Origin of the sequence: Pseudomonas sp. PB105 (assembly GCF_009764655.1) — a bacterium.
GTDB lineage: Bacteria > Pseudomonadota > Gammaproteobacteria > Pseudomonadales > Pseudomonadaceae > Aquipseudomonas > Aquipseudomonas cyclaminis.
Genome location: NZ_RWIO01000040.1, coordinates 133,046 through 154,253, shown reverse-complemented (window position 1 = coordinate 154,253; position 21,208 = coordinate 133,046). Strand labels below are relative to the sequence as shown.

The window sequence follows — 21,208 nt, the reverse complement described above, 5'->3', positions numbered from 1 at the left end:
TTTGCTTAATTCATCCAGCCCTTGACCCAATCCATCACCGATTCCGCGTCCGCAGGGGCACCGCCACCGCACGCAGCACCGGGTGGTGGTTCGCTGCCGCGAATATACGGCATCTGGACTGCGCCCGGACAATTGGCATCGGAGCCCTGGCCGGTATGTGGATCAATCCAGGCCTGCACGATGTTATCCGGCTGCGGCATGTTCAATGGCAACGGATCGGCCTTGCGCATAAAACTGGTCCAGACCTGCAACGCACCGGTAGCACCGGTGAACGGCGTCTTGCCATTGTCGTCACGACCCAACCACACCACGGCCAGTACATCCTGACCGAAACCTGCAAACCAACTGTCGCGCGAATCGTTACTGGTACCGGTCTTGCCCGCCAGCGTCAGATTGGACGGCAGCACCTTGTAGACCGAGCTACCGGTACCTTCACGCATCACGCGCTGCATGGCGTTCTGGATCAGGTAGATCGAGCCCGCATCGAAACGCTGCTGGATCTGGAACGGGTAGCGCTTGAGCGGCTCGCCCTCGGCCGTCAGCACACTGCGGATCCCGCGCATCGGGGTGTTGAAGCCACCGTTGGCGAGGGTCTGGTACATGGTCGCGACTTCCATCGGCGTCATGGCACCAGCACCCAGCAGGATCGATGGGAACGCGGGGAATTCGCGGGTTATACCCAGTCGCGCCAGCGTCTTGAGCACATTCGGCACGCCCACTTCCAGGCCAAGCCGAGAGGTGGAGATGTTGTAGGAATGCGCCAAGCCCTGATACAGGAACACCGTGCCGTGAGAGCGGCGATCGAAGTTCTGTGGTGTCCACACCTGGCCGTCGCCGCCTTTGACGGATAGCGGATCGTCCGACAGCCAACTGGTCAGGGTGTACTTGCTCGGTTTTTCCAACGCGGTAAGGTAGACCGCAGGCTTGACCAGCGAACCGATCGGCCGCACAGCATCCAGCGCGCGATTGAATCCGGCAAAACTCGCCTGACGACTGCCGATCATGGCTTGAACTTCACCGGTTTCCGGGTTCGTGACCACCATGGCGGCTTCTACTTCATCGGAACCTTTACGCCCCGTCAGACGCTTGAAAGTGTCGCTGACAGACGCTTCGGCCTTCATCTGCAGAATCGGATCAAAACTGGTGAAGATTCGCAGGCCTTCTTCGGTCAAGTCTTCGTCGCGGTAGTCTTCACGCAGTTGGCGTTTAACCAGATCGATAAAGCCGGGGAATGAACTGTCCGCCAACTTGCCGCGGGTTGTCACACCCAGTGGCATTTTCTTCGCTGCGGCTACTTGTTCAGCCGTGGCCACGCCTTGCTGTTCAAGCACATCCAGCACCAGGTTACGGCGCTCCAGCGCACGCTCCGGATTGCGACGCGGGTTGTAGTAGGAAGGCCCTTTGACCATGCCCACCAACAACGCCACTTGATGCAGCTTCAACTCGGACAGCGGCTGACCGAAGAAGAACTGGCTGGCCAGACCGAAGCCGTGCACCGCGCGCTGGCCGTCCTGGCCGACGAAGACTTCGTTGAGGTACGCCTCAAGGATTTCCTGCTTGCTGTAGTGCAGCTCAAGCAGCATCGCCATCATCGCTTCGGTGAGCTTACGGGTCAGGCTGCGCTCGTTGGTGAGGTAGAAGTTCTTCACCAACTGCTGGGTCAGCGTACTGCCGCCCTGGGTCATCCTGCCGCCGGACGTATTTACCCAAACCGCACGGGCAATCGACTTCGGCGACACACCCCAGTGGCTATAAAAGTCGCGATCCTCTACCGCAACCAGGGTTTCCAGCAGGTAAGGCGGCACCTGATCAAGCTTGATCAGGATGCGATCTTCAAGGTTCTTCGGGTAAATCCCGCCGATCATCAACGGTTCAAGGCGGACCACCGGCAATTTCGAGCCGTTGAGGGAGGACAGCTCGGCCACGTAGTCACCGGAGAAGCGCACGCGCACCGGCTGGGCTTTTTCCAGGCCTTCATAGAACTGGAAGCCACGGGTATTCAGGTCGACCGTGTTACCGCTGACGGCGGCCGCACCCGGGCCATTGCTCACGGGTTCGCGGCGGTAGCCGAGGGCGTCAAGTTCGGTGAGGAAGTCATCCTTGCTCAGCTTCTGTCCGCTGAACAGTTCCAGCGGGCGTGCATACACCTTGGCCGGGATGGTCCAGCGCTTGCCGGAGAACTTCTCCTGGACCACTGCGTCGAGGTACACCGCGAAGCCGGCGAGCACCACAAGGCCTACAAGGCCGAGCTTGAGCGCCCAGCCAAGCCACGGACGCAGGCCGCGGGAAGGAGGTTTTTTACGGGAACGGGGAGATCGGGATCGAGTCATGGCGGCGGATTATACGCACTTTATTGATGATCAACATGAGCCGGACAGCGGTTTGCACGACCGTCCGTAGCAGCCATAATGCGCGCCATGATTTCCCCCAGACTCTGAAGGATCGCCCGTGAGCCAGTCACTGATCGCCGCCCTGCAAAACCCGGCTTTGTACCCTCATCCGGTCGAAGCGTTCCAAGTCATCGAGACCCATATTTCGTGGGTCGTATTGACCGGCCCTTTCGCTTACAAATTGAAGAAACCGATGAACTTCGGCTTTCTGGACTTCACCGACCTGGAAAAGCGCGGGCACTTCTGCAATGAAGAGCTGCGCCTGAACCAGCGCCTGACGGACGATTTGTATCTGGATGTGCTGCCGATTACCGGCACCGCCGAAGCCCCCCAATTGGGCGGCGACGGCCCGGTGATCGAATATGCACTGAAGATGCGCCAGTTCCCGCAAAGCCAACTGCTCAGCACCCTGCAGGCCAATGGCGAATTGACTGCCGCGCACATCGATGAAATGGCCAAGCAGATCGCACACTTCCATCTCACCGCGCCGAAAGTGCCACAAACCCACCCAGCCGGCACTCCCGACGAAGTGATGGCACCGGTACGGCAGAACTTCGACCAGATCCGTCCGTTTTTGAGCGACAAGGCCGACCTGATTCAACTGGAAGCCCTGCAAGCCTGGGCCGAAAGCAGTTTCGACCGCCTCAAGCCGCTGCTGGCACAGCGCAAGCTCGATGGCTTCACCCGCGAGTGCCACGGTGACATCCACCTCGGTAATGCCACCTTGATTGATGGTCAGGTGGTGATTTTCGACTGCATCGAGTTCAACGAGCCGTTTCGCTTCACCGACGTGTACGCCGACACCGGCTTCCTGGCCATGGACCTGGAAGACCGAGGCCTCAAGTCCCTGGCCCGCCGTTTCATCAGCCAGTACCTGGAGCTGACCGGCGACTATCAGGGCCTTGAAGTGCTGAACTTCTATAAAGCCTACCGCGCCCTGGTGCGTGCCAAGGTGTCGTTATTCAGCATGCCGAGCGAAGCAAGCCCGGTACAACGTGCCACAACACTGCGCCAGTACCGCAACTACGCCAACCTGGCAGAAAGCTACAGCACCATTCCGTCACGTTTTCTGGCGATTACCCACGGTGTCTCGGCTGTGGGCAAAAGCCACGTATCCATGCGTCTGGTAGAGGCGCTCGGTGCCGTACGCGTGCGCTCGGATGTGGAGCGCAAGCGCCTGTTCGGCGAGCAGCACGTGGAGAACACGCCACAGGCCGGCATTTATGCGTCCGATGCCAGTGCCAAAACCTACGCTCGCTTGAACGACATCGCCGATACCGTGCTGCGCGCCGGCTTCCCGGTGGTGCTGGATGCCACCTTCCTGAAACGCGAACAACGTGAAACCGCCGCCAAGGTTGCCGAAGCTACCGGTGCGCCCTTCCTGATTCTGGATTGCAACGCACCCCAGGCCGTTATCAGCAGCTGGCTGGCGCAACGTCAGACAGACAAAAACGATCCATCCGACGCGACCCTGGCCGTTATCGAAGCCCAGCAGGCAAACCGTGACCCACTTACAGCTGAAGAGCTGTTGCTGAGCAAACGCGTGGAGACCAATCAAAGCGGGACCCTCGACGCGGTAGTTGCACAGATTCGCCAGCGCTTGCCAGGCCTGTAAGAAAAATTTCTTGGTCGTGTCGCCTACTTGGGCGCACGACCGAGCAATAGTGGCACTATAATGGCGTCATAAATTCAACAGGAGTTCGCCGTCATGACTCAGCCCAAGCTTCTTGATACCCCGCTCTACTCGCTCCTGCATAAAGACGATATTCGCGGCTTCAACCAGGAGCGTCCGAAAGACGGCGCTATCGACATGCGCGGTGGTGACTTCCGTGGGCTGGACTTGCGTGAATTGAACGCCACTGGCGTCGACTTTACCGACGCATACTTCCGCTCCGCCGACTTGCGCGGCCTGGATTTACGCGACTGCTCGCTGGAAGGCGCCAGCCTGGCCCATGCGCAGATTTCGGGCACCTACTTCCCACCTGAATTGACCGCTGACGAGATCCTCATGTCGGTCAATTTCGGCACGCGCCTGCGCTACCGCACTAAGTAACACGCGCCCCAAGCCCAGCTACGCGCAACGCGTAGCGGGCTGCTCATGCCTGCCCGCTGTCAAAATCCCCGCGCCATTCTTATAAGCGTTTGGGCCGTTTCGGACCAAAGAACCACGCTTTTCCTACTGAACGCTACACTCCTGTTCAGGCTTGCCTGGTCACGAATACCCACCGCACCCTTCGGCCGTCGCAAGGAGGCTTGATGAACGATGAGCTGCAACACCTGAAAAACCTTGGCAAGACGTCAGCGCAGTGGCTGCATGCGGTGGGCATCCACAGCGCGTCCGACTTGCGGCGCCTGGGCGCAGTCGATGCGTATCGCGCAGTAAGAACTCGTGGGTTCCGCGCATCGAAGGTTTTGCTGTATGCGATCGAGGGGGCGCTGATGGACGTGCACTGGAACGATATTCCCGTTGAGCGCAAGGAAGCGTTGAACCGCCAACTGGATGCCATTTCAACGCGGCAAAAGAATTAGATCGACCAGAAGACCCAATGTTTACGGAGGTTTCGAACGACCGTTTGAGAAAAACGGAAGATCGACCCAAAACTAGTATTGACTCTCAAATGAGAATCGTTATGATTATCACAACTGGTCGCGAGATCAGCCGATAACTGAAAGACCATTGGTTCGGACTCTCAGATTATCTCCTCATCAGGCTAATCACGGTTATTTGACCCGGCTCTTGCCGGGTCTTTTTTTGCGTGCAAGAAAGCAGACTTCAGCGCGCAATGATCAGCGGATGCCCACGCTCCGGGTGTGGCTGTACCAACACATCCAGACCAAATACAGCCTTGAGCGGCTCAGGCCGCAGCACCTTCACCGGCGTGTCCAAAGCGTGGGGGCGCCCCTCCTCCAGCAGCAGAATACGATCACAGTAACGCGCCGCCAAGTTCAGGTCGTGGAGGATCACCAACACGGCCGCGCCCCGATCGGCAAAGGTACGGATGGCCTGCAATGTCGTGTGCTGATGCAGGGGATCAAGCATCGACGTCGGCTCATCCAGCAGCAACGTCTGCCCCGCTTCACCCGGCCATAGCTGCGCCAGCACCCGGGCCAGGTGCACGCGCTGGCGCTCGCCACCGGACAATGCCAGGTAACTGCGGCCACTCAAGTGTGCGACGTCCGCGGCCTGCAAGGCTGCGCTGATGATTTCGTCATCGCGCACACGTCCAGTCTGGTGGGGCAGACGGCCCATGCCGACGACCTCTTCGACGCGAAAGGCGAAATCCAGGGTCGAGCTCTGTGGCAACACCGCCAGACGCTGGGCGCGCTGCGACCCGGTCCAGTCTTTCAACGCCTGCTGGCCCAGCCATACCCTGCCTTGATCGGGGTGTAACTCACCGCACAATGCCCCCAGCAAAGTACTCTTGCCGGCGCCATTGGGACCCAGCACGCCGAGCACTTCGCCTGGCAGCAGGTCCAGAGTGACATCCGCCAGCACGGTTTTGCGACCGCGGCGGACCTGCAGGTCTTCAACACGCAGCATCAGGCACGCCCCCGCAGCAACAGGTAAAGAAAAAATGGCGCACCAATGAACGCAGTCACTATGCCAATCGGCAACTCTGCTGGCGCCAAGGCCAGCCGTGCAACCAAGTCGGCAAACAGCAGCAGACTCGCGCCCGCCAAGATTGAAGCCGGCAGTAACACGCGGTGATCAGGCCCTGCCAGCAATCTGACCAGATGCGGCACCACCAGCCCCACAAAACCAATCATGCCCGCTGCAGCCACCGCAGCACCGACACCCAATGCGGTACAGAACACCAACTCGCGTTTGAGCGCTTCAACATCGATACCCAAGTGGCTGGCCTCAGACTCACCCAGCAGCAGCGCATTCAACGCCTTGGCCCGGCGCGGCAACCACAGCGCCACCCCCGCACTCACCAGCAACAACGGCCACAGCCGCGAATAGCTCGCACCGTTGAGGCTGCCCAGGTTCCAGAACGCCAGCGTGCGCAACGTTGCGTCGTCCGCCAAATAAGTGAACAGGCCAACAGCCGAGCCAGCCAGCGCAGTGAGAGCAATGCCGGCGAGCAGCATCGTCGCCACATTCGTCTGGCCGTTGCGCCGCCCCAGTCTATAGACCAGCGCAGTCACTCCCAACCCACCAAGGAATGCACACAGCGACAGCAGGTACGGCCCGAACGCATCCGGCAAGCCACCAAAAAACGAACCTCCGACGATGGCGACGGCCGCTCCGAGCGCCGCACCACTGGACACCCCCACCAACCCAGGATCGGCCAGCGGGTTGCGAAACAACCCTTGCATGGCCACGCCCGACAATGCCAACACGCCACCCACCGCCAAGCCCAGCAAGGTACGCGGCAACCGAATCTGCCCCAGGATAAGCTCGGCCTGCTCCAGCCCCTGCGCCTCAATCGGCACGCCCACCAAACGCAAGGCGGCCTTGAGCGTATCCAGCAATGGCAGACTCACCGGCCCCAGCGCCAAAGAGAGCCAGATCGCCAATACGCACAACAGCGTCAGCCCGATAAACAGGGTTTTGGGCTTGACCAGTGCGGTCATGGGGCCGGTTTAGCCTGGGACGGATAAAACCCGGCGGACAACTTCGCCAGGCTTTGCGGCAGACGCGGCCCGAGCCCGCCCACCAGCAGTGTTGGGTCCAGCTCAAACACCCGCCCGCTCTTGGCCGCCGGCGTCGAAGCGAGGATCGGATTTTCTTTGAAGAGGGCCGCACGGGCTGCATCCCCCGTGAGGGCACGATCAGCGAACACCAGTACATCCGGGCTCAGCCCTGCCAGCGACTCCACCGAAAACGGTTTGTAACCCGTATGGGTGGCCAGGTTGTGGCCGCCCGCCTGCTGCACCATCCAATCCCCCGCCGTGCCCTTGCCGGCAATCAGCGGCTTGCCGCCGGCGTGACCAACCAACAGCAAAACGCCAGGGGCCTTTTGCGAGGCCTGGGCCTTGGCGAGCGAGCTTTTCTGCTGATCAAGCGCCTGCTCATATCCGGTAAATAATTCGTTGGCCTTGGCCTCTTCGCCCAGCAATTTTCCCAGGTGCTGAAGGTTGCCTTTCAAAGTCGCCAGATCCGGCTGCGCCGAAAACATTTCAACCTGAACGCCCGCGCTGCGAATCTGCGCAAGTACCGGCGGCGGCCCCATCTCTTCTGTGCCCACCAGCACTTGAGGGCGCAGGCTGAGAATGCCCTCGGCCGACAATTGCCGCTGATAGCCAATACTGGGTAACGACTTGAGCGACTCAGGATGCTGGCTGGTGGTATCCACGCCAACCAACTTCGGTTCACCGCCCAGAGCCGTCACCCATTCCGACAGCGCCCCACCGGCACTCACCCAGCGTTGTGGCTGTTCCGAGGCGTGCGCCCCAGGGTTGACCAGCAGTCCGACAACAAGCGCAATAGCGCTGGTACTCAGGCGCATAACAGGGTTTCCTTCCGAGGGCGGGGCCTTTCGAGCACTCGTTGATGTGACAGGTAATCCCTGCCGGGCATCGAACTGAGCACCCAGTCAGCTAATGGGCGAAGCCGGCATTTGATAATTGTTTGCATTTGAACGTCAAGGCACTTAAGGATTGAAATGAAGTTTCTCTGCCCCTCCAAGACCCTCGCGCCAGACAGCAGCCTCGGTTTTGAAATCGATGGTTGCAAATTGTTGGCCGTACGCCGGGACGGCATTGCCTACTTCTATATCAACCGCTGCCCCCATCGCGGCATCCCGCTCGAATGGCGGCCCGACCAGTTCCTCGATGACAGTGCCAGCCTGATCCAATGCGCCACCCACGGCGCCCTGTTCCTGATCGAGAGCGGTGAGTGCATTGCCGGCCCCTGCGCCGGTAAAAGCCTCGAAGCCCTGCGCGGTCGCGAAGACGAACAGGGCCTGTGGGTGGACCTCTAGTCGAGCAGCACGTCCAACCGGCGATCCACGCATACCTCCTCGGCCGTCACGCGCACGCCATATGCCAATACTTCCACTCCGGCCGCTTTAGCTTCGCGCAAGGCGGCACCATAGGCGGCATCGATTTCCAGGGCTGGGCGCACGGCGTCAATTCCCGAGAGGTTAACGCAGTACAACTGCACCGCTCGCACACCTTCACGCGCCAGGTAGGCCAACTCCCGCAGATGCTTGGCGCCACGCTGGGTCACCGCGTCAGGGAAAGCAGCAACACGGGTGTCATCGAAACCCAGGGTGACACTTTTGACTTCGACGTAGGCGGCGCCATCGGGGTACTCCAGGCGAAAGTCGATACGGCTTTTCTCCTGCCCGTAAGGCACTTCGCGCTTGAGTGCGGTAAAGCCATTGAGCTCCGTGATCACGCCAGCGCGTAACGCCTCCTCGACCAACTGATTGGCGCGCGCCGTGTTAACGCACGCCAGACGGCCCTGGGGCGTTTCGGCGATTTCCCAAGTGCCGGGCAGCTTACGCTTGGGGTCGGTGGAACGGCTGAACCAGACCTGGCCACCTTCAACCATGCAATTGAGCATCGAACCGGTGTTCGGGCAGTGAATGGTCAACAACTCGCCGGTAACGGTCTCGATATCGGTGAGAAAACGCTTGTAGCGGCGAATCAGTCGGCCTTCTTCGAGGGGAGGATGAAAACGCATCAGCCTTGCCAGCTCCGCAAGCCACGGGCGATGCGCTCCACCGCCTCCTGTAGTCGATCAAGATTTTGCGTGTAGGCAAAGCGCACATGATGGCCGGCTTGATAACGACCAAAATCCAGACCCGGTGTGAATGCGACATGCTCGGTTTCGAGGAAATGCCGGCAAAACGCGAAGGCATCCCCGCCGAACGCACTGATATTGGCGTACAAATAGAACGCCCCCTCCGGCTCGACGGCGATGCCAAAACCCAACTCGCGCAGGGCGGGCAGCAAGAAGTCGCGGCGACGGCCGAATTCGGCGCGGCGCTCTTCGAGGATGCTCAAGGTTTGCGGGGTAAAGCACTCCAGCGCCGCATACTGGGCCATGCTTGGCGCGCTGATATAAAGGTTTTGCGCCAACTTCTCCAACTCACTCACCGCAGCGGGCGGGGCCACCAGCCAACCCAGGCGCCAGCCGGTCATGCCGAAATACTTCGAAAAACTATTCAGCACGAAGGCGTCGTCGTCGACCTCCAGCACGCTGGCCGCGTCGGTGCCGTAGGTAAGGCCGTGATAGATCTCATCGACTACCAGATGGCCGTCGCGCGCCTTGATTGCGCCGGAAAGCCCGGCCAACTCTTCGCGAGTGAGGATCGTGCCGGTGGGATTCGCCGGGGAGGCAACCAATGCACCTACGCTGTCCTGATCCCAGTGCTTGGCCACCAGGTCGGCGGTCAGTTGATAGCGCACTTCAGGCCCTACCGGCACTAGTTGCGCGGCGCCCTCAACCAGTCGCAGGAAATGCCGGTTACACGGATAGCCCGGATCTGCCAACAACCAATGCTTGCCCGGATCCACCAGCAGGCTGCTGGCCAGCAACAACGCGCCGGAGCCTCCGGGAGTGATCAGAATACGCTCGGGATCTACACTCAAGCCGTACCGCTGCTGGTAGAAACCGCTGATGGCTTCACGCAATTGCGGCAGGCCACGGGCTGCGGTGTAGCGCGTCTTGCCATTGGCGAGCGCCGCCTGACCGGCCTGGATGATCGGTTCCGCCGTGGTGAAATCCGGCTCGCCAATCTCCAGATGGATGACATCGTGGCCGGCGGCCTGCAGCTCATTGGCCCGCGCCAGCAACGCCATGACATGAAAAGGTTCGATGGCGCGACTGCGCGCACTGTAGGGCTGGGCCATTAGCCTTCCTTAACGGTGAGGACAAAATCAGGATTCTACCGAACCCGCGCGGTAAAACATGTTCTATTGCCTGCCTGGCCACCCAAGCGGCCACGGCAAGCGCGCACAAAACGACTAAAATCAACATTCGAGCCAAAACATACCCAGTCACGACGGGCCGCTACAGTTTGCAACCCCGACGCGACAGGCTCGACAACCGGGAGTGGCGCACCCCGAATCTATCTGGTAAGTTCGCCCGCTTGCAGCCGCAGGGCCGGCAGGTGTCGGTGACGTTGCAATCCTGCGCAATGGATTAGAAGAGTGAGAGGCGGTCTAGTCATGTCCACCCAAGCAAAGCAACAGCAGACTCAAGGCCTCGGCGGCTTCGAACCCTATGTAGAAAAAAAGGGCGAGGAGTACATGGGCGAGCCCATGCGCGAGCACTTCACCAAGATCCTGAACAAGTGGAAACAGGACTTGATGCAGGAGGTCGACCGTACCGTTGACCACATGAAGGACGAAGCAGCCAATTTCCCTGACCCGGCCGACCGTGCCAGCCAGGAAGAAGAGTTCGCCCTCGAACTGCGCGCACGCGATCGCGAGCGCAAGCTGATCAAGAAGATCGACAAGACGCTGCAGCTGATCAAGGACGAAGAATACGGCTGGTGTGATTCCTGCGGCATCGAAATCGGTATCCGCCGACTCGAAGCCCGTCCTACCGCTGATATGTGCGTGGACTGCAAGAACCTGGCAGAGATCAAGGAAAAACAGGTCGGCAAATAATTCAGCCGGTCTGAACGGATGGGGCGTGCGAACGCCCCATTTTTGTTTCTGGCGTTTACCGAATTTCCAGTAGTATCCGGCCCATGACAGCCTCTACCTATATCGGGCGTTTCGCCCCCACGCCCAGCGGCCATTTACACTTTGGCTCCCTGGTCGCCGCCCTCGCCTCCTATCTTGATGCCCGCGCCAACCAAGGCCGCTGGCTGATGCGCATGGAGGACCTCGACCCACCCCGCGAAGAACCCGGTGCCCAGGCGGCGATCCTGCATGCCCTGGAAAGCTATGGTTTTGAATGGGACGGTGAACTGGTCCGACAAAGCGAGCGGCATGAGGCCTACGCCAAAGTGCTGAACGACATGTTCAACCACGGCCTTGCCTACGCCTGCACCTGCTCGCGCAAACAACTGGAACCCTACAACGGGATCTACCCTGGCCTGTGCCGCAACGCCGGCCACGAGCAGCAAGATGCCGCCATCCGCTTACGTGTTCCTGAGCTTTCATATCACTTTACTGACCGTGTACAGGGCGAATTCCGACAACACCTGGGGCGCGAAGCGGGCGACTTTGTCATCCGTCGCCGCGACGGCCTCTATGCCTACCAACTGGCCGTGGTCCTGGATGACGCCTGGCAAGGTGTTACCGATATCGTGCGGGGTGCCGATTTACTCGACTCCACGCCGCGCCAACTGTATCTGCAAGAACTGCTGGGCCTGCGCCAACCGCGCTACCTGCATGTGCCGTTGATCGTTCAGCCGGACGGTAACAAACTGGGCAAATCCTACCGCTCGCCGCCGTTGACGCCCGACCAGGCCACGCCCTTGCTAGTAAGAGCGCTGCGCGCCCTCGGCCAGCAACCCGGCAGCGAACTGCTTCACGCCAGCCCGCGGGAACTGGTGGATTGGGGCATACGGCACTGGGATCCCACGCGGATCCCGCGCACACTCACCCTGGCCGAAGCGCAATTGAGCTGAAGGCGCTTGCAGCTTGCCGGGCATCCGTTACCATCGCCGCAGTTTTTTAATCAGAGGCCAACATGTACATCTATCGATTGGTCCTGCTGCTGGTCGTCGGGATCTACCTGTTTTCTCCCGCCATCATGGATTGGTGGATCGACGCCACGGGCGCCTGGTATCGCCCTTATCTGCTGTGGCTGATCCTGATCGTCGTGACCTTCATCCTGCAGAGCCAAAAAGATGCCGATGAGCTTTAGCCTCACCCAGATGCTGCTGATCAGCGCCGCCTACCTGGCCGCACTGTTCGGCGTTGCCTGGATCAGTGAGCGCGGAATGATTCCGCGGGCGATCATTCGCCATCCGTTGACCTACACCTTGTCCCTCGGCGTGTACGCCAGTGCCTGGGCCTTCTATGGCACCGTGGGCCTGGCCTATCAGTACGGCTACGGCTTTCTCTCCAGCTACCTTGGCGTGTCCGGCGCGTTTTTGCTGGCGCCGGTATTGCTGTACCCGATCCTGAAAATCACCCGCACCTATCAGCTGTCGTCCCTGGCCGACCTGTTTGCCTTCCGCTTTCGCAGCACCTGGGCCGGGGCCCTGACCACGGTGTTCATGCTGATCGGTGTGCTGCCCTTGCTGGCCCTGCAAATACAAGCGGTGGCTGACTCCATCAGCATCCTCACCCGTGAGCCGGTGCAGCATCGGGTGGCCCTGGCGTTCTGCGCGCTGATTTCACTGTTCACGATCTTCTTCGGCTCACGCCATATCGCCACCCGCGAAAAACATGAAGGCCTGGTGTTTGCGATTGCCTTCGAGTCAGTGATCAAGCTGATCGCCATCGGCGGCGTCGGCCTCTATGCGCTGTATGGCGTGTTCGACGGCCCGCAACAGCTGGAACTGTGGCTGCTGCAAAACCAGACCGCCCTCGCCGCCCTCCACACTCCGCTGCAGGAAGGTCCATGGCGAACGCTGCTGCTGGTGTTTTTCGCCTCGGCGATCGTGATGCCGCACATGTACCACATGACCTTTACCGAAAACCTCAACCCGCGCTCGCTGGTCAGCGCCAGTTGGGGGTTGCCGCTGTTCCTGCTGCTGATGAGCCTGGCAGTGCCGTTGATCCTGTGGGCCGGCCTCAAGTTGGGCGCCACCACCAACCCCGAATATTTCACCCTTGGCATCGGCATTGCCGCCAATAGCCCGGCATTGGCGCTGCTCGCTTATGTCGGCGGCTTGTCGGCGGCCAGCGGGTTGATCATCGTCACGACCCTGGCCCTGTCCGGCATGGCACTCAATCACTTGGTGCTGCCGCTTTATCAGCCACCGGCCGAAGGTAATATCTACCGCTGGCTGAAGTGGACGCGCCGCGCGCTGATCGTCGCGATCATCATGGCCGGTTACTGTTTTTACCTGTTACTCGGCGCCGGGCAAGACCTGGCCAACCTGGGTATCGTCGCGTTTGTCGCCACCTTGCAGTTCCTGCCGGGCGTGCTGTCGGTGCTGTATTGGCCGACGGCCAATCGCCGAGGTTTTATCGCGGGCCTGCTCGCCGGGATCCTGGTGTGGATCGTCACCATGCTGTTGCCGCTGGTCGGCAACCTGCAGGGTTTCTACATCCCGCTGCTGAACATGATTTACGTGCTGGACGACACCAGTTGGCACATGGCCGCGATTGCTTCATTGGCCGCCAACGTCCTGATGTTCACCCTGATCTCGCTGTTCACCAACGCCAGCCCCGAAGAAACCAGCGCCGCCGAAGCATGCGCGGTGGATAACGTACGTCGCCCGCAACGGCGCGAACTGCATGCGGCCTCGCCCCAGGAGTTCGCCACTCAACTGGCCAAGCCCCTGGGCGCCAAAGCCGCGCAAAAAGAAGTTGAACAGGCGCTGCGCGATCTCTACCTGCCATTCGACGAGCGGCGCCCGTATGCGCTACGCCGGTTACGCGACCGCATCGAAGCCAACCTGTCCGGCCTGATGGGCCCCAGCGTGTCCCAGGACATGGTAGAGACCTTTTTGCCCTACAAGGCCGGCGGCGAAAACTACGTTACCGAAGACATCCATTTCATCGAGAGCCGGCTGGAGGATTACCACTCACGCCTCACGGGCCTTGCCGCCGAGCTCGATGCCTTGCGCCGCTACCATCGCCAGACGCTGCAAGAGTTGCCCATGGGCGTGTGCTCCCTGGCCAAGGATCAGGAGATCCTGATGTGGAACAAAGCCATGGAAGAACTCACCGGTATCGCCGCCCAGCGCGTCGTCGGCTCGCGCCTGAATACACTCGGCGATCCATGGAAAGAGTTGCTCCAGGGTTTTATCAACCTGCCCGACGAACACTTGCACAAGCAACATCTGGCCCTGGATGGCCAGACCCGCTGGCTCAACCTGCACAAAGCCGCCATCGACGAACCCCTCGCCCCCGGTAACAGCGGCCTGGTGCTGTTGGTGGAAGACCTGACCGAAACCCAGATGCTCGAAGACAAACTGGTGCACTCCGAGCGCCTGGCCAGTATTGGGCGCCTGGCGGCGGGTGTGGCCCACGAGATTGGCAACCCGATCACCGGTATTGCCTGCCTCGCGCAAAACCTGCGCGAAGAGCGCGAAGAAGACGGCGAAATTACCGAGATCAGCGGGCAAATCCTCGAACAGACCAAACGCGTTTCACGCATCGTGCAGTCGCTGATGAGCTTTGCCCATGCCGGCGCCCATCAGAATCAGGACGAAGCCGTCTGTCTGGCCGAAGTGGCGCAGGATGCCATTGGGCTGCTCGCCTTGAACCGACGCAATTTCGAAGTACAGTTTTTCAACCTGTGCGACCCCGATCATTGGGTCGATGGCGACTCACAACGCCTGGCCCAAGTACTGATCAACCTGCTGTCCAACTCCCGCGACGCAACGCCGGCTGGTGGTGCAGTACGCGTCAAGACCGAGGCTTTCGAACACACGGTCGATCTGATCGTCGAAGATGAAGGTAGCGGCATTCCACAGAACATCATGGACCGATTGTTCGAACCCTTCTTCACCACCAAGGATCCAGGTGAAGGTACCGGTCTGGGCCTTGCACTGGTCTATTCCATCGTTGAAGAGCATTATGGACAAATCACCATCGACAGCCCGGCTGACACCGAAAGCCAACGCGGTACCCGTATTCGGGTGACCTTGCCGCGTCATGTCGAAGCGACGTCCGCTGTGAACTGAGACCGTCGAGAGAATTGAATCAATGCCGCACATTTTGATCGTCGAAGACGAAACCATTATCCGCTCTGCCTTGCGTCGCCTGCTTGAACGTAACCAGTACCAAGTCAGCGAAGCCGGCTCGGTGCAGGAAGCCCAAGAGCGTTTCAGCATTCCCACGTTCGACCTGATTGTCAGTGACCTGCGCCTGCCTGGCGCGCCGGGCACCGAACTGATCAAGCTTGGCCAGGGCACGCCGGTGCTGATCATGACCAGCTACGCCAGCCTGCGCTCGGCAGTGGACTCCATGAAGATGGGCGCGGTGGATTACATCGCCAAACCCTTCGACCACGATGAAATGCTCCAGGCCGTGGCGCGCATCCTGCGTGACCGTCAGTCGGCCAGCAGCGCGCCGGCCGAACAACGGCCCGCCGGCAAGGCTGCCGAAAAACCGGGTGTCGACAACAGCAACGGCGAGATTGGCATCATCGGCTCCTGCCCACCGATGCAGGACCTGTACAGCAAGATCCGCAAGGTGGCGCCTACCGACTCCAATGTATTGATCCAGGGCGAGTCAGGCACCGGTAAGGAATTGGTGGCCCGCGCCCTGCACAACCTGTCCAAGCGCGCCAAGGCGCCGATGATCTCGGTGAACTGCGCGGCGATCCCCGAATCCCTGATCGAATCCGAACTGTTTGGCCACGAAAAAGGCGCGTTCACTGGCGCCAGCGCCGGACGTGCGGGCCTGGTGGAAGCGGCGGACGGCGGCACGCTGTTCCTTGATGAAATCGGCGAGCTGCCACTGGAAGCACAAGCGCGCTTGCTGCGCGTGCTGCAGGAAGGTGAAATTCGTCGGGTGGGTTCGGTGCAATCCCAGAAGGTCGATGTGCGCCTGATCGCGGCGACCCACCGGGACCTCAAGAGCCTCGCCAAGATCGGCCAGTTCCGTGAAGACTTGTACTACCGCCTGCACGTGATCGCACTCAAGCTGCCGGCTCTGCGTGAACGCGGCGCCGACGTCAACGAGATCGCCAGCGCGTTCCTGCTGCGCCAGAGTGCGCGCATCAACCGTACCGACCTGAAGTTTGCACCGGACGCCGAGCAGGCCATTCGACATTACTCGTGGCCGGGTAACGTACGTGAGTTGGAGAATGCGGTAGAACGCGCGGTGATTCTGTCGGAGAGCCCGGAAATTTCCGCCGAGCTGCTGGGTATCGATATCGAGCTCAGTGACTTGGAAGACGACGACTTCATGGGTCTGGCCCCGCAACAGGGCGCCAGCAATACCAGCCATGAGCCGACAGAGGATTTGTCACTGGAGGATTACTTCCAGCACTTCGTCCTTGAGCATCAGGACCACATGACCGAGACCGAATTGGCACGCAAACTGGGCGTGAGCCGCAAATGCCTGTGGGAACGGCGCCAGCGCCTGGGTATTCCACGCCGCAAGACCGGTGTGGCCAGCGAAAGCTGAGGGGTTCGCCCCTACAGGTAACACCCACTAATGTGAAAAAACTGTTACCGCTGATTTTTTGCGTAACAAAAGCCGGGGCTTACGGTAACGGAGCCCCGGCTTTTTTTGGTCCGTCAAAAACCCGAAAACCCCTCAACCCCCTGCTTTTATTGGGCCTCGCAAAAGTTGGCACGCACCCTGCTATATGCTTAGTACAAAAACAATAACAAGCTTTGTACAAGAAAATAAAAATAAGACGAATCGACTCACGCATAACAAAAACAACACGGCGGAGGCGCAGCTAACTGATTCTTTTGGAGAGGCGTTGCATTTGGGGCTTGCCCCGCAACCAGGCCGAGAACAACAAAAACTGCCCTAAGGCAGAGCCTGAACTGGTTGGATCGTAGATCAGCAACACAGCGACCAAAGCAATCCGTTTGCTCTTGACTCCCGATTGGGAGTGTCATGAAGGTGAAGCTTCATGGCGAGGGCGATCAACAAAAACAAAAAGCCCGAAACCAATAATAAAAATAGAGCACGCAACTACTTCTGGGGGAGCTTCGGCTCCCCTTGTAGTTTCTGGAATTTGACGTTTCAAAGGCTTATGGCGCAATGCCTGTAGCTTGTTCCTACACCATCCCCTGACTAAATGCTAGAATCCCCGCCCATCATGCGGTCATTCTTCGTTATGGCCGAACATTCCTTCAAACAGTGCATCCCATGCTGAAGAAGTTGTTCCAGTCATTCCGTTCTCCCTTGCGTCGTACGCAACACATTCGCAGCACGCCTGAAGTGCTTAACAGCAATCAGCATTCATTGCAGCGCGCTCAGTTCAGCCGTTATGCGGTGAACATCGTCGAACGTTTGCAGAACGCCGGCTACCAGGCTTATCTGGTGGGCGGCTGCGTACGCGACATGCTGCTCAATATCACGCCCAAGGACTTCGACGTCGCCACCAGCGCCACGCCTGAGCAGGTCCGCGCCGAGTTTCGCAATGCGCGGATCATCGGTCGGCGTTTCAAGTTGGTGCATATCCACTTCGGTCGCGAAATCATCGAAGTCGCGACCTTCCGCGCCGGTCACCCGCAAAACGATGACGAGGAAGACACCAATCAGTCTTCGCGCAACGAGAGCGGGCGCATTCTGCGCGACAACGTCTACGGCACCCTGGAAGAAGACGCGCAACGCCGTGACTTCACCATCAACGCCCTGTATTACGATCCGGTCAGCGAGCGCATCCTCGATTACGCCAATGGCGTACACGATATCCGTAACAACCTGATCCGCTTGATCGGCGACCCGACACAGCGCTACCAGGAAGACCCGGTGCGCATGCTGCGGGCCGTGCGTTTTGCCGCCAAGCTCAACTTCGGCATCGAGAAACACACTGCCGCGCCGATTCGCGACCTGGCACCGATGCTGCGGGAAATCCCGTCCGCGCGCCTGTTCGAAGAAGTGCTCAAGCTGTTCTTGTCGGGCTACGCCGCCGACACCTTTGAGATGCTCGTGGACCTGCAGTTGTTCGACCCACTGTTCCCGGCCAGCGCCGAGGCACTGGAACACAACCCGACTTATACCCACACGCTGATCAGCGAAGCCTTGATCAACACCGACCTGCGCATCAAGCAGAACAAACCGGTCACCCCGGCGTTCCTGTTTGCTGCCCTGTTGTGGCCAGCCCTGCCAAAACGCGTACTGCGTTTACAGGACCGTGGCATGCCGCCGATTCCAGCGATGCAGGAAGCCGCCCACGAGTTGATTGCCGAACAGTGCCAGCGTATCGCCATTCCGAAACGCTTCACCATGCCGATCCGCGAAATCTGGGACATGCAGGAACGCTTGCCCCGCCGTAGCGGCAAGCGCGCCGACCTGCTGCTGGACAACCCGCGCTTCCGGGCGGGCTATGACTTCCTGCTGCTGCGCGAAAGTGCCGGCGAGCAGACCGATGGCCTGGGCGAATGGTGGACCGACTACCAGGACGCCAACGACAGCCAGCGCCGCGACATGATTCGCGACCTCGGCAGCAAGGGTGATGGTGTCGGCGAAGGACCTAAAAAGCGTCGTCGCAGCGGCAGCAAGCGCAAACGCAGCGCTGATGCCTCGGGCGCCGCAGGCGAATAAACGTGGAACGTATCTACATCGGCATGGGCAGCAACCTCGCTGCCCCGGAGCAACAATTGCGCAGCGCTATCGAAGCGCTGGCGCAGTTGCCCGGCACCCACGTCTCAGGCGTCTCTGCCTTCTATCAAAGTGATTCCCTGCTCCCAGGCCAGCCGCGCTACACCAATGCGGTCGCCGCCTTGGACAGCAGCCTCGCGCCCCTGGACCTGCTGGATGCGCTGCAAGCCATCGAGAACGACCAGGGCCGCGAACGCCTTGAGCGCTGGGGGCCGCGCACGCTTGACCTGGATATCCTGCTGTTTGGCGATCAACTGATCGATGAACCGCGCCTCAAGGTCCCGCACTACCAGATGCACCTGCGCGCATTTGTGCTGTATCCACTGGCCGAGCTAGCGCCCGCATCGCTGCAACTGCCCAACGGTCAAACGCTCAACGACTTGCTGACCGCCTGCCCGTTTGTCGGCCTGGAACGCTTGCCCCAAAACTGACTCGATCAATGTGGGAGCTGGCTTGCCTGCGATAGCATCACCTCGGTTTCACTGAAAGACCGAGGCGCCTGCATCGCAGGCAAGCCAGCTCCCACATTTTGATCACCTACACCCTCAAAATCGCTTTCCCATTTGCTGAATCGCGTCAGTAACAGCGGTAACACCGTCATCGTAACAATGCGGTAACACATCCAATTGACTTCCCGTGTCCTCCTCACGACTATAGGCGTCCCGCTGCCGCCAACCCGGCGCTGAAGGGCGCAATCCAGGCCTTATAAGCACTGCTCTCAAGACGGTGCGCCTGTATAAAACGAAGACTCACGCGCGTAACTCGCTGTTTCCAAGCGCCTGAACGAGGACCCTTTTCATGCCAGACATTACCCTGACCACCTTGCAGAGCCTCAAGCTCAAAGGTGAAAAAATCACCATGCTGACCTGCTACGACGCTACCTTCGCCCACGCCAGCTGCCAGGCCGGGGTTGAGGTGTTGCTGGTAGGCGACTCCCTGGGCATGGTTCTTCAAGGGAATGACAGCACCCTCCCCGTGACCACCGATGAACTGGCCTACCACACGGCCAGCGTCAAGCGCGGTAACAACGGCGCCTTCATCATCGCCGACCTGCCGTTCATGGACTACGCCACGGTCGAACAGACCTTCCTCAACGCTGGCAAACTGATGCGCGCCGGTGCGCACATGGTCAAAGTGGAAGGTGCCGTGTGGCTCGCCGAGTCGATTCGCCTGCTGGCTGAACGCGGCGTGCCGGTGTGCGCACATATGGGCCTTACGCCACAGTCGGTGAACATCCTCGGCGGCTACAAGGTACAAGGCCGCAACGAAGCCCAGGCGCGCCAGATGCGTGCCGATGCCATTGCCCTGGAGCAAGCGGGCGTTGCGATGATCCTGCTTGAATGCGTGCCCAGCGAACTCGCCGCCGAAATCACCCAGGCCGTCAAAGTGCCAGTGATCGGCATTGGCGCGGGCTCGGCCACCGACGGGCAGGTGCTGGTGCTCCACGACATGCTCGGCCTGTCGATTACCGGCCGCGTGCCAAAGTTCGTGAAGAACTTCATGACCGGCCAGGACAGCATCCACGCGGCATTGAGCGCTTACGTCAGCGAAGTCAAAGGCGTGACCTTCCCAGGCGCCGAACACGGATTCTCTGCATGAACACCGTAAGAACCGTACGCGAACTACGATCCGCCGTCGCCCACGCCCGCATGGCCGGTAAACGCATTGGCTTCGTGCCCACCATGGGCAACCTGCACAGCGGCCACGCCACCCTGGTGACCAAGGCTGTGCAGCAAGCGGACTTTGTCGTCGCCAGCATCTTCGTCAACCCGCTGCAATTTGGCGCAGGCGAAGACCTGGACAAGTATCCCCGCACCCTCGCCGCCGACCAGGAAAAGCTCCTGCAAGCGGGCTGCAACCTGCTGTTCGCACCGACCGTCGAAGAGATGTACCCCGGTGGCATGACCGGCCAGACCCGCGTCAGCGTGCCGCAACTGTCCGAAGGCTTGTGCGGCGCCAGCCGTCCTGGGCATTTCGAAGGCGTGGCGACCGTGGTCAGCAAACTGTTCAACATGGTCCAGCCGGACATCGCGGTATTTGGTCAAAAGGATTACCAGCAACTGGCCGTGATTCGCGCCATGGTCCATGACCTGAACATGCCTATCCAGATCATCGGCGAGCCCACCGTGCGCGCCGAAGACGGCCTGGCGCTGTCCTCGCGCAACGGTTTCCTCAATGCAGAGGAACGTGGGATCGCGCCGGTGCTGTATCGCAGCCTCAGCCAGATTGCCGCCGCCATCAAGAACGGTGACCACGATTTTGCCGCGCTGCGCGCCGAACAGGTCAAGCAGATCGAAGCGGCCGGGTTGCGCCTGGATTACCTCGAAGTGCGCCAGGGCGTGCATCTGCGCCCGGCAACCCCCGAGGACAAGGACATCGTCATCCTGGTGGCGGCCTTCCTGGGCACGACCCGCCTGATCGACAACCTGCATCTGAACCTCATTTAAACCCCGCAATACACCCCGCCGATTGCCCTGCTCGCCGTGCCGGTATAA

General features: G+C 60.2%; 19 protein-coding genes. 13 read left to right on the top strand and 6 right to left on the bottom strand.

Annotated features, from left to right (window positions below):
* Positions 1–5: 5 nt before the first annotated feature.
* Complete coding sequence (gene mrcB, locus EJD88_RS10320) at positions 6–2,330, bottom strand: penicillin-binding protein 1B (RefSeq protein ID WP_099584819.1); 2,325 nt, start codon at positions 2,328–2,330, stop codon at positions 6–8.
* Positions 2,331–2,448: 118 nt separating this feature from the next.
* On the opposite strand from mrcB, the gene EJD88_RS10315 reads away from it, so the two are divergent.
* From EJD88_RS10315 to EJD88_RS10305, 3 genes are all read left to right on the top strand, one after another.
* Positions 2,449–4,005: a bifunctional aminoglycoside phosphotransferase/ATP-binding protein gene (locus EJD88_RS10315; RefSeq protein ID WP_158877896.1), complete on the top strand. Its 1,557-nt coding sequence runs from the start codon at positions 2,449–2,451 to the stop codon at positions 4,003–4,005.
* A gap of 93 nt (positions 4,006–4,098) precedes the next feature.
* Entirely contained in the window at positions 4,099–4,443 is a 345-nt protein-coding gene (locus EJD88_RS10310) for a pentapeptide repeat-containing protein (RefSeq protein WP_099584817.1), read from the top strand.
* Positions 4,444–4,646: 203 nt separating this feature from the next.
* Complete coding sequence (locus EJD88_RS10305) at positions 4,647–4,919, top strand: TfoX/Sxy family protein (RefSeq protein ID WP_032884753.1); 273 nt, start codon at positions 4,647–4,649, stop codon at positions 4,917–4,919.
* A 244-nt stretch (positions 4,920–5,163) separates the two neighbouring features.
* Here the strand turns inward: EJD88_RS10305 and EJD88_RS10300 are convergent, their stop codons facing one another.
* Genes EJD88_RS10300 through EJD88_RS10290 form a run of 3 tightly spaced genes read right to left on the bottom strand, consistent with a single transcriptional unit; the run spans position 5,164 to position 7,843 of the window.
* A complete protein-coding gene (locus EJD88_RS10300) occupies positions 5,164–5,931 on the bottom strand; it encodes a heme ABC transporter ATP-binding protein (RefSeq protein WP_099584816.1) in 768 nt (255 codons plus the stop codon).
* Positions 5,931–6,968 carry an iron ABC transporter permease gene (locus EJD88_RS10295; RefSeq protein WP_099584815.1) on the bottom strand — a complete coding sequence of 346 codons (1,038 nt, stop codon included), beginning with the start codon at positions 6,966–6,968 and terminating at the stop codon, positions 5,931–5,933. Before EJD88_RS10295 ends, EJD88_RS10300 begins: the two co-directional genes overlap by 1 nt.
* Positions 6,965–7,843 (bottom strand): hemin ABC transporter substrate-binding protein, encoded by an 879-nt coding sequence (locus EJD88_RS10290; RefSeq protein WP_158877895.1) that lies wholly within the window; start codon positions 7,841–7,843, stop codon positions 6,965–6,967. The genes EJD88_RS10295 and EJD88_RS10290 overlap by 4 nt, the downstream gene beginning before the upstream one ends.
* 156 nt (positions 7,844–7,999) lie before the next feature.
* Between EJD88_RS10290 and EJD88_RS10285 the strand changes: the two genes are divergently transcribed.
* Positions 8,000–8,317, top strand: a complete 318-nt coding sequence (locus EJD88_RS10285; RefSeq protein ID WP_099584813.1) for a Rieske 2Fe-2S domain-containing protein — start codon at positions 8,000–8,002, stop codon at positions 8,315–8,317.
* On the opposite strand, the gene sfsA is transcribed toward EJD88_RS10285, so the two are convergent.
* Positions 8,314–9,024 (bottom strand): DNA/RNA nuclease SfsA, encoded by a 711-nt coding sequence (sfsA, locus tag EJD88_RS10280; RefSeq protein WP_099584812.1) that lies wholly within the window; start codon positions 9,022–9,024, stop codon positions 8,314–8,316. The two genes, EJD88_RS10285 and sfsA, sit on opposite strands and share 4 nt — an antisense overlap.
* Positions 9,024–10,196 carry a pyridoxal phosphate-dependent aminotransferase gene (locus EJD88_RS10275; RefSeq protein ID WP_158877894.1) on the bottom strand — a complete coding sequence of 391 codons (1,173 nt, stop codon included), beginning with the start codon at positions 10,194–10,196 and terminating at the stop codon, positions 9,024–9,026. Before EJD88_RS10275 ends, sfsA begins: the two co-directional genes overlap by 1 nt.
* 318 nt (positions 10,197–10,514) lie before the next feature.
* On the opposite strand from EJD88_RS10275, the gene dksA reads away from it, so the two are divergent.
* The 9 genes from dksA (at position 10,515) to panC (ending at position 21,160) form a co-directional block, all read left to right on the top strand.
* Complete coding sequence (gene dksA, locus EJD88_RS10270; RefSeq protein WP_099584810.1) at positions 10,515–10,958, top strand: RNA polymerase-binding protein DksA; 444 nt, start codon at positions 10,515–10,517, stop codon at positions 10,956–10,958.
* 83 nt (positions 10,959–11,041) lie between these two features.
* A complete protein-coding gene (gene gluQRS / locus EJD88_RS10265) occupies positions 11,042–11,929 on the top strand; it encodes a tRNA glutamyl-Q(34) synthetase GluQRS (protein ID WP_158877893.1) in 888 nt (295 codons plus the stop codon).
* Between the two features lie 62 nt (positions 11,930–11,991).
* The gene (locus tag EJD88_RS10260; RefSeq protein ID WP_003176118.1) at positions 11,992–12,168 is read left to right on the top strand and encodes a hypothetical protein; all 177 of its coding nucleotides are present in this window, start codon (positions 11,992–11,994) and stop codon (positions 12,166–12,168) included.
* Positions 12,152–15,106 (top strand): sensor histidine kinase, encoded by a 2,955-nt coding sequence (locus EJD88_RS10255; protein WP_160385051.1) that lies wholly within the window; start codon positions 12,152–12,154, stop codon positions 15,104–15,106. The genes EJD88_RS10260 and EJD88_RS10255 overlap by 17 nt, the downstream gene beginning before the upstream one ends.
* Positions 15,107–15,128: 22 nt before the next feature.
* Positions 15,129–16,556, top strand: coding sequence for a sigma-54 dependent transcriptional regulator (locus EJD88_RS10250; RefSeq protein ID WP_099584807.1), 1,428 nt, complete (start codon positions 15,129–15,131; stop codon positions 16,554–16,556).
* A 699-nt stretch (positions 16,557–17,255) separates the two neighbouring features.
* A complete protein-coding gene (locus EJD88_RS10245; protein WP_099584806.1) occupies positions 17,256–18,656 on the top strand; it encodes a polynucleotide adenylyltransferase PcnB in 1,401 nt (466 codons plus the stop codon).
* Between the two features lie 2 nt (positions 18,657–18,658).
* Complete coding sequence (gene folK, locus EJD88_RS10240; protein ID WP_112196756.1) at positions 18,659–19,144, top strand: 2-amino-4-hydroxy-6-hydroxymethyldihydropteridine diphosphokinase; 486 nt, start codon at positions 18,659–18,661, stop codon at positions 19,142–19,144.
* Between the two features lie 367 nt (positions 19,145–19,511).
* The gene (gene panB, locus EJD88_RS10235; RefSeq protein ID WP_099584803.1) at positions 19,512–20,312 is read left to right on the top strand and encodes a 3-methyl-2-oxobutanoate hydroxymethyltransferase; all 801 of its coding nucleotides are present in this window, start codon (positions 19,512–19,514) and stop codon (positions 20,310–20,312) included.
* The gene (panC, locus tag EJD88_RS10230; RefSeq protein ID WP_158877892.1) at positions 20,309–21,160 is read left to right on the top strand and encodes a pantoate--beta-alanine ligase; all 852 of its coding nucleotides are present in this window, start codon (positions 20,309–20,311) and stop codon (positions 21,158–21,160) included. Before panB ends, panC begins: the two co-directional genes overlap by 4 nt.
* Positions 21,161–21,208 lie beyond the last annotated feature (48 nt).

What these genes read in the sequence shown, in the direction of transcription:
- mrcB (WP_099584819.1), bottom strand. Translation starts at nt 2,330, where the DNA reads ATGACTCGATCCCGATCTCCCCGTTCCCGTAAAAAACCTCCTTCCCGC.
- EJD88_RS10310 (WP_099584817.1), top strand. Translation starts at nt 4,099, where the DNA reads ATGACTCAGCCCAAGCTTCTTGATACCCCGCTCTACTCGCTCCTGCAT.
- EJD88_RS10305 (WP_032884753.1), top strand. Translation starts at nt 4,647, where the DNA reads ATGAACGATGAGCTGCAACACCTGAAAAACCTTGGCAAGACGTCAGCG.
- EJD88_RS10300 (WP_099584816.1), bottom strand. Translation starts at nt 5,931, where the DNA reads ATGCTGCGTGTTGAAGACCTGCAGGTCCGCCGCGGTCGCAAAACCGTG.
- EJD88_RS10295 (WP_099584815.1), bottom strand. Translation starts at nt 6,968, where the DNA reads ATGACCGCACTGGTCAAGCCCAAAACCCTGTTTATCGGGCTGACGCTG.
- EJD88_RS10290 (WP_158877895.1), bottom strand. Translation starts at nt 7,843, where the DNA reads ATGCGCCTGAGTACCAGCGCTATTGCGCTTGTTGTCGGACTGCTGGTC.
- EJD88_RS10285 (WP_099584813.1), top strand. Translation starts at nt 8,000, where the DNA reads ATGAAGTTTCTCTGCCCCTCCAAGACCCTCGCGCCAGACAGCAGCCTC.
- sfsA (WP_099584812.1), bottom strand. Translation starts at nt 9,024, where the DNA reads ATGCGTTTTCATCCTCCCCTCGAAGAAGGCCGACTGATTCGCCGCTAC.
- EJD88_RS10275 (WP_158877894.1), bottom strand. Translation starts at nt 10,196, where the DNA reads ATGGCCCAGCCCTACAGTGCGCGCAGTCGCGCCATCGAACCTTTTCAT.
- dksA (WP_099584810.1), top strand. Translation starts at nt 10,515, where the DNA reads ATGTCCACCCAAGCAAAGCAACAGCAGACTCAAGGCCTCGGCGGCTTC.
- gluQRS (WP_158877893.1), top strand. Translation starts at nt 11,042, where the DNA reads ATGACAGCCTCTACCTATATCGGGCGTTTCGCCCCCACGCCCAGCGGC.
- EJD88_RS10260 (WP_003176118.1), top strand. Translation starts at nt 11,992, where the DNA reads ATGTACATCTATCGATTGGTCCTGCTGCTGGTCGTCGGGATCTACCTG.
- EJD88_RS10255 (WP_160385051.1), top strand. Translation starts at nt 12,152, where the DNA reads ATGCCGATGAGCTTTAGCCTCACCCAGATGCTGCTGATCAGCGCCGCC.
- EJD88_RS10250 (WP_099584807.1), top strand. Translation starts at nt 15,129, where the DNA reads ATGCCGCACATTTTGATCGTCGAAGACGAAACCATTATCCGCTCTGCC.
- EJD88_RS10245 (WP_099584806.1), top strand. Translation starts at nt 17,256, where the DNA reads ATGCTGAAGAAGTTGTTCCAGTCATTCCGTTCTCCCTTGCGTCGTACG.
- panB (WP_099584803.1), top strand. Translation starts at nt 19,512, where the DNA reads ATGCCAGACATTACCCTGACCACCTTGCAGAGCCTCAAGCTCAAAGGT.
- panC (WP_158877892.1), top strand. Translation starts at nt 20,309, where the DNA reads ATGAACACCGTAAGAACCGTACGCGAACTACGATCCGCCGTCGCCCAC.